Origin of the sequence: Butyrivibrio sp., from assembly GCF_017940685.1 — a bacterium.
In the GTDB taxonomy this organism is placed as follows: domain Bacteria; phylum Bacillota; class Clostridia; order Lachnospirales; family Lachnospiraceae; genus Butyrivibrio.
On the sequence record NZ_JAGAYD010000056.1, the window covers coordinates 1 to 6752 of the forward strand.

At 41.6% G+C, this 6752-nt stretch carries 7 protein-coding genes; 1 reads left to right on the forward strand and 6 read right to left on the reverse strand.

Going from position 1 to position 6752, the window contains the following annotated elements; genetic code table 11:
• The coding region (locus tag J6I68_RS04140; RefSeq protein WP_292217713.1) for a YggS family pyridoxal phosphate-dependent enzyme at positions 1–645 on the reverse strand (645 nt) is incomplete at its 3' end.
• A gap of 87 nt (positions 646–732) precedes the next feature.
• Here J6I68_RS04140 and J6I68_RS04145 point away from each other — a divergent pair.
• Positions 733–1605: a PilZ domain-containing protein gene (locus J6I68_RS04145; RefSeq protein WP_292217717.1), complete on the forward strand. Its 873-nt coding sequence runs from the start codon at positions 733–735 to the stop codon at positions 1603–1605.
• Here the strand turns inward: J6I68_RS04145 and rho are convergent.
• The 5 genes from rho to J6I68_RS04170 form a co-directional block, all read right to left on the reverse strand.
• Positions 1602–3089, reverse strand: a complete 1488-nt coding sequence (gene rho, locus J6I68_RS04150; protein ID WP_292217719.1) for a transcription termination factor Rho — start codon at positions 3087–3089, stop codon at positions 1602–1604. The two genes, J6I68_RS04145 and rho, sit on opposite strands and share 4 nt — an antisense overlap.
• A 230-nt stretch (positions 3090–3319) precedes the next feature.
• Positions 3320–4207: a protease modulator HflC gene (gene hflC, locus J6I68_RS04155; RefSeq protein WP_292217721.1), complete on the reverse strand. Its 888-nt coding sequence runs from the start codon at positions 4205–4207 to the stop codon at positions 3320–3322.
• An 11-nt stretch (positions 4208–4218) separates the two neighbouring features.
• Positions 4219–5172, reverse strand: a complete 954-nt coding sequence (gene hflK / locus J6I68_RS04160) for an FtsH protease activity modulator HflK (RefSeq protein WP_292217722.1) — start codon at positions 5170–5172, stop codon at positions 4219–4221.
• 64 nt (positions 5173–5236) lie between these two features.
• Entirely contained in the window at positions 5237–5761 is a 525-nt protein-coding gene (locus J6I68_RS04165; protein WP_292217723.1) for a CPBP family glutamic-type intramembrane protease, read from the reverse strand.
• Between the two features lie 173 nt (positions 5762–5934).
• Positions 5935–6752: ATP-binding cassette domain-containing protein (locus J6I68_RS04170; protein ID WP_292217724.1), on the reverse strand; the 818-nt coding region annotated here is incomplete at its 5' end.

Below are 6752 nucleotides of genomic sequence, written 5' to 3' on the forward strand. Positions count from 1 at the left end.
AAATGTTGCTCCCTCTTCAATTGCAACCTCATAGTCCCCAGTCATTCCCATGGAAAGTGTATCCATATTAACTCCGGGGATATTCATCTTGTTTATATCGTCCTTAAGCCTTCGAAGTCCTGCAAAATATACCCTGTTGCTTTCAGGATCATCAGTGTAAGGTGCGATAGTCATAAGTCCTCTAATGTTAAGATGAGGAAGGGTGCTTATTTCTTTTACAAATGAAGGAACTTCGGAAGGTGCAAGGCCAAACTTGGTATCCTCTCCTGCCATGTTGACCTCAATGAGCACATCGATATTCATATCAGCCTTGGCAAACTGTTTTTCAATCTCACCAGCAAGCTTAACATTGTCAACTGAGTGGATCATTACGACCTTCCCGGGAAGGTATTTTACCTTATTTGCCTGAAGGTGACCGATCATGTGAAAATCCACATTTTCCTTGATCTGTTCAGTTTTATCCCTGATCTCCTGTACTTTGTTTTCACCAAAGACAGATAATCCCGCCTCCATTGCCTGTCTTATGTCCGATACAGGCTTAGTCTTGCTAACTGCAATAAGCGTTACATCTTTTCTGTCTCTATTTGCTCTCTCACAAGCCCTTTGAATCTTTTCCTGTACTATACTTATGTTTTCTTTTATCATAGGCCACTCCATGTTATAGATTTTTTTTCACGTGTAGTATATCATAAAATATAGCTTATAAGTATAAGGCTCTGGGGGTAGTATCTGATGAAAGTCAGCGAAGTATCTAATGGTTCTGCAGTTAAAATTCATGCAAGTATCGGTGGCCACCATATTGTCATTATGACAGAGGCAGTCTTTGGCGTATCCGCAGGACTCCTGGTAAAACCAATGGAATATTTTGGCAAATACATGCAATTTCTTGAGCCATCTAACGTTGAGATCAAAAACAAAAGAGATGGCAGAGTCTACAGATTCATGTCTACCACCATCACTCCCGTCAAAACAAGATATGGTTATTTTCATCTTGTCAGAAGCTCTTCCATGCTCCAGCCTGAAAATTCAAGGCGTGCACAGCGCTTTAATATTGAAAAACTTGGCATATTGTCAGTTAATGGCGATAATCAGAATCTAAAAAACTGCATCGTCTACGACATTTCCATGAGGGGCATGGCTATCATTTTAGATAATTACACCAAGTTAAAGGCTGGTGATAATCTCAGGGTTCGTTTCACATATGGTCCAACTCTTCATAGCTATGAAGTTTCCTGCGTTGTTGTCAGATTTTTTGATATCGATGGCAAAAGAGCTGTGGGCTGCAGCATCTCTAATCTCAACGTGGATCTTATTGGTCTTCTTGATTCCAAGAAAAAGCAGCAATATGAGGAAGCTGAGTCCGAGGCTGAAAATAGCTTAAATCCAGCAATTTCACAAAAGCAGCAGGTTAAGGAAGTTGAAGAGGACATCGCTAAAGAAGAGATACCTGAAAGCCCAAAGACTATCACCATCTCAGGTAACCCTTTAGATCCCGGCAATTTAGAGCATATTGAAAGAAGCTCTATACGTCAGAGTAAAAAAGAAGAAAAAATGGCCCAGCAGGCTAAAGAAATCGCAAACCTGCTGGACCTTAGAGATATTTAAAATCTTATTTGTTTTTCAACCATTCGAACAAATTCAACATTATTTCTGGTCTTAGAGAACAGATTGATGCACTGATCAACTGCATCGTCTGCCTTCATGCTGTTAAAGCCCTTCCTTAAGCTATTGATAGCAGCAAGCTCCTCTGGAGTAAGAAGGAGATCTTCTCTTCTGGTGCTTGACTTTGGAATATTGATGGCAGGGAAGATTCTCTTTTCCTGAAGCTTTCTGTCAAGAACCATCTCCATGTTACCAGTTCCCTTAAATTCCTCGTAAATAACATCATCCATCTTGGAACCAGTCTCAATAAGAGCAGTTGCAAGAATTGTAAGACTTCCGCCCTCTCTCATGTTTCTGGCAGCACCAAAGAATCTCTTTGGCATGTGAAGAGCTGCAGGATCAAGACCTCCTGAAAGTGTTCTTCCTGATGGTGGAACTACAATGTTATACGCTCTTGTAAGTCTTGTGATGGAGTCAAGGAGGATAACAACATCCTTGCCATGTTCGACAAGGCGCTTTGCTCTCTCAATAACCATCTCAGCAACTCTCTTGTGATGTTCAGGAAGCTCATCGAAGGTTGAGTAGATAACCTCTGCATTAGGTCCTTCAACTTCTTCCTTGATATCTGTTACTTCCTCAGGTCTTTCATCGATAAGAAGAATGATCAGATGAATATCGCTGTTACCCTTAAGTATTGACTTTGCTACTTCCTTAAGAAGTGTTGTCTTACCAGCCTTAGGAGGAGATACGATCATACCTCTTTGTCCCTTACCGATGGGGCTTATAAGATCCATGATCCTCATGGCAACACTGCTGCCTGGCTGCTCAAGTCTTATCTTATTGTTAGGGAAAATTGGTGTCATCTTCTCAAAATCCCATCTTCCCATAGCAACTTCAGGTTTATAGCCATTTACAGTGTCAAGGCGAAGGAGCGCTGCAAATTTGTCTGTTTCCTTCTTGGCTCTGCAAAGACCATTTAAGATATCGCCAGTCTTAAGATTGAATTTCCTTATGAGTGATGGAGCAACGTACACGTCGTTCTCACCTGGAAGGTAGTTTTCGCATCTGATAAATCCGTAGCCATCCTGCATCACCTCTAAAATGCCTGATGCCTGATCTCCATCGATGGCCTCTGCTTCCTGAGCCTCCTCTTTAGCCTGGGATGTTTCTTTTGGGCTATCCTCAGTTTGTCTTTTTGCTGGCTCTTTCTTTTCTTTAGAAACAGTATCAGCAGCTGCCTTCACAGTGGCATTTCCTGATGCTACAACAATCTTTTTCTTAGGCTTTTGAACAGAAGCTTTTCCTTCCTCTTTGCCACCATCTTTTGAAGGTTCAGAAGCAGATTTAGCTGCTGCTTCCTTTTCATCAAGTTCGCACATAAGATCAATGATCTCAGACTTCTTCATGCCTGTTGCTCCCTTGATACCTCTTTTCTTCGCAATTTCACGAAGATCATTAAGTTTAAGTGTCTCGTACCTTTCTCTCAAGTATTGCTCCTTATCTGTGCCCATTAAGGCACCAAAATAAATATCATATTATCAAATAATCTGTGGGAATTAGTAAACGACTGCAAATAATGCTTTGTTTAAAGAACTAATACACAATAAAAATCTTACATAAGAAAAATACAACATCTCTTTACAAAAATCAACAGTTTTTTGATCTCATAAAAAAGCCGTCCGGGATTAATCGGACGGGGTTCAATAATTTCAATGTATTAGTCAAAGCTGCCCATTAGTATCTTGGCTAGCTCTGAGTTCTTATCAAGTACAATAGTCTTATCGCCCACCATTGATGCTTTTAGAGCATCAAGGCCTCTTAAATAACTGTAAAAGTCTGCCTTGTCCTCGGTGTCATAGGCCTGCGAAAGAGTCTCCATGTAGGATGCCTCTCCTTCTGCTTCTAATACTGCAGCGTCTTTCTGTGCCTGTGCTGTTACAATAGCGACCTGCTTGTCCGTCTGGTTGTGGATCTTCTGAGCCTCTGCCTCACCTTCAGCTGTATAGGAGGCCGCAATATTGTTTCTCTCAGAGATCATTCTGTCATAGACAGCCTGTTTATTGTCATCTGGAAGGTCAAGGGCCTTTATCTGCGCCTGAACAATTGTGATGCCATAGCCTGTCATGTCAGCCTCTGCCTCTTCAGTAATATGGGTAGTAAGCTGCTCTCCTCTTGCCTCAATAACCTCGTCCTGAGTCATTGATGAAATAGCATTCTTGGTGGCATTGTAAACAGATGCCTCTATTCTCTCTTCAGCTCTTGCCTCGATGGCATTAAGTGTCTGAACATACTTACGTGGATCTGATACTTTCCACAAAACATAAGTATCCGTGATCATGGACTTCTTGTCCTTGGTTATTACGTCTGAAGCAGGGATGTCATAAAGCACAACCTTGGCACTTATTGACTGTGTATCATCTACAACAGGCACTTTAAAGTGGAGTCCTGGCTCCTTTTCTATGGCAATGATCTTGCCAAATCTTCTCACTGTTACGTATTCATTCTGATGAACCACATAAAACCCTGAGCTTAAAACCATAATAGCTATAACTACCAGGGCAATTATTAATACTTTTAGGAAACTTCCTTTTTTCTGCTGTTCCATATGCTCCTCCCTTAGTTATTAAAGCCTTCCAGCGGCAAAAGCTGCTGGGTATTTCCATCAGTTACTATCACCTTAAGCTCTGGAAGTATATCTTCCATGGTCTCATAGAACAATCTCTTTTTGGTGATATAAGGTTGGAGCTTGTACTGTTCGTACATCTCATTAAATCTGGCTACCTGTCCCTGGGCTTCAGCTATCCTTGCTTCCTTATGAGCCTCTGCATCCTGGACAATCTTATCTGCGCCTGCCTCAGCTTTTGGAAGCTCTTCGCTCTGGTACTTTTTGGCGTTGTTAACTGCAGTTTCTTTTCCCTGCTTGGCAGTCTCAACAGACTTAAATGCCTGTACGATCTCCGCTGTAGGAGGCTCTGCGTCCTGTACAGAGAGGTTGACTACTGTAAGTCCGATCTCTTTGTCTGTAAGTTCCTTCTGGAGCTTTTCTTTTACCTCAGACTGGATCTGCCCCTTAGCTGTAGTTATGACATCATCTACAGGGTAGTTGACTACTGTATTTCTGATGCTGGCAAGAGCCATGTTCTTCATGATAAGATCTGGGTTTTCAGAGTTGTAATATGCAGCAACAGGATCACTTACCTTGTACTCCAGATAGAAGTCGATATCTACAAAGTTAAAGTCTGAGGTTATCATGATGCCTTCATCTTCAACGGTTATATTCTGTCCATTTTCGATGGTATAACCGATTCCAATGCCATGGGTTGTCATATCAACCTTATGAACACTCTGAACAAATGGAACCTTGAAATACAGACCTGCTGTATCAACTCTTAGGACCTTGCCAAACATTGTAAGAATTGCCTGTTCCTGCTCCTTGACCTGATAGTAGCAGTTATTGACAAACACTAGGGCAAAGATAACAACAAAAGCGATGATAATTGCCTTCTTGCCCTTTTTCAGAGGGTTCTCCCCCTGGGTAAAAACCTTTTGCTTTTTCATAAAAGCTCCCATACACGCTTCCTCCTAAAAAAATTATGCCGGCACATATAGTCACCGGCAAAGCTGTTACGCCCTTTTATCTGTTAAATATCCTTGCTATGGCATAAACCACAGAATATATATTATCGTAAAACTCAAAGAGCACGTGGGCAGTAAGTGAGATATAAATGTTCCTTGTTGCCACATATGCTATAGTAACTGGAAGAGCCATGAGCATCCACTCTGCTATTCCAAGAAGTCCATGGGCTCTTGAAAGAGCGCACAGAAGAAGGCTCAGCAAAGTAAATGCAATAACTTTCTTTTTGCTTCCAAACTTAATGAGAGCCTTTCTGTAAAAGAGCTCTTCTGCAACGGGCTTTATAACGATCATCATCAGGGCATAGATAATAGTTGGAAATAATTCATTATGATAGATGATCTGTACTGTTCCGTCCCTAACCCCAATGAACTTATATGGTATGACCTGTACTTTTATATAATTTGCTATGTACAGTCCGGCAAAGGTAAGCGCCACCGGAATCCAAAAGGTCACTATGCGCCCAAAGTTCTTTTTAAGCTTTCGAAATGAGAACTGCTTGTAGAAATAATAAAAGTAGTACAAGATTCCCAGATAAAAAACAAAGAAAAGATACAGGGTATATTTAGGCCAGTGGATAGTCGTTATAATGAATAAAAGTTCCCATAATAATGGTATATATAAACGATTCAAGGCCGTATGTCTCCTTATAAATGCTTATAGAATCTCATTTATTATATATTCGCTAACTATTTCGGTCAATCCGAATTTTCTGAAAGCTGCTCCCACTCATCGTATAGACTTGATAGTTCATCCTGAATATCTGTCTGTTCATCCGTCAGGGCGCGAAGCTTAGCAAGGTCCGTTCCAATGGCAGGGTCAGAGAGAGCATCTGTTATCTCCTGGTCCCTCTTTTCAAGCTTTGAAATTGTCTCCTCGCACTTTTTAAGGGCAGCTTCAAGCTTTCTTTTCTGAGCCTGGGCTTCCTTCTGGGCCTTCCAGTCCCCTGCCCCGCCAGCTGTCTTCACTGGCTGCACAGCTTCATCACTTTGGGCCTTTGTCTCTTCATACTTATAGCTGCCACTTCCAAGTAGAGCTTTATCTGCGCCGCTGTCAGCTCCTTCCCCAAACAGGCGCTTTGTCCTGTCCTCTACATGTTCAAGATAGTATTCGTAGTTACCGATGTACTCCACCATCTGTCCCCTTGTAAGATCAAGGATCCTGCTTGCAGTCTTGTTTATAAAGTATCTGTCATGGCTCACATAAAGGACAGTTCCCTCATAGCCAGAAATCGCCGACTCAAGTATTTCCTTACTGGTTATATCAAGATGGTTTGTAGGCTCATCAAGGATAAGGAAATTAGCATCAGAAAGCATGAGCTTTGCAAGGGATACTCTCCCCTTCTCACCTCCGGAAAGATCTCCGATCCTCTTAAATACGTCATCTCCAGTGAAAAGAAATGCTGCAAGAGTATTCCTTATCTCAGTATTATTAAGAGTTGGATAGGCGTCGGATATCTCTTCAAAAAGAGTCTTCTCATCATGGAGAACATGGTGCTCCTGGTCATAGTAGCCAA

Excerpts from the sequence above, each read along its gene's own strand:
- J6I68_RS04145 (WP_292217717.1), top strand. The coding sequence starts at position 733 with ATGAAAGTCAGCGAAGTATCTAATGGTTCTGCAGTTAAAATTCATGCA.
- hflC (WP_292217721.1), bottom strand. The coding sequence starts at position 4,207 with ATGGAACAGCAGAAAAAAGGAAGTTTCCTAAAAGTATTAATAATTGCC.
- hflK (WP_292217722.1), bottom strand. The coding sequence starts at position 5,172 with ATGGGAGCTTTTATGAAAAAGCAAAAGGTTTTTACCCAGGGGGAGAAC.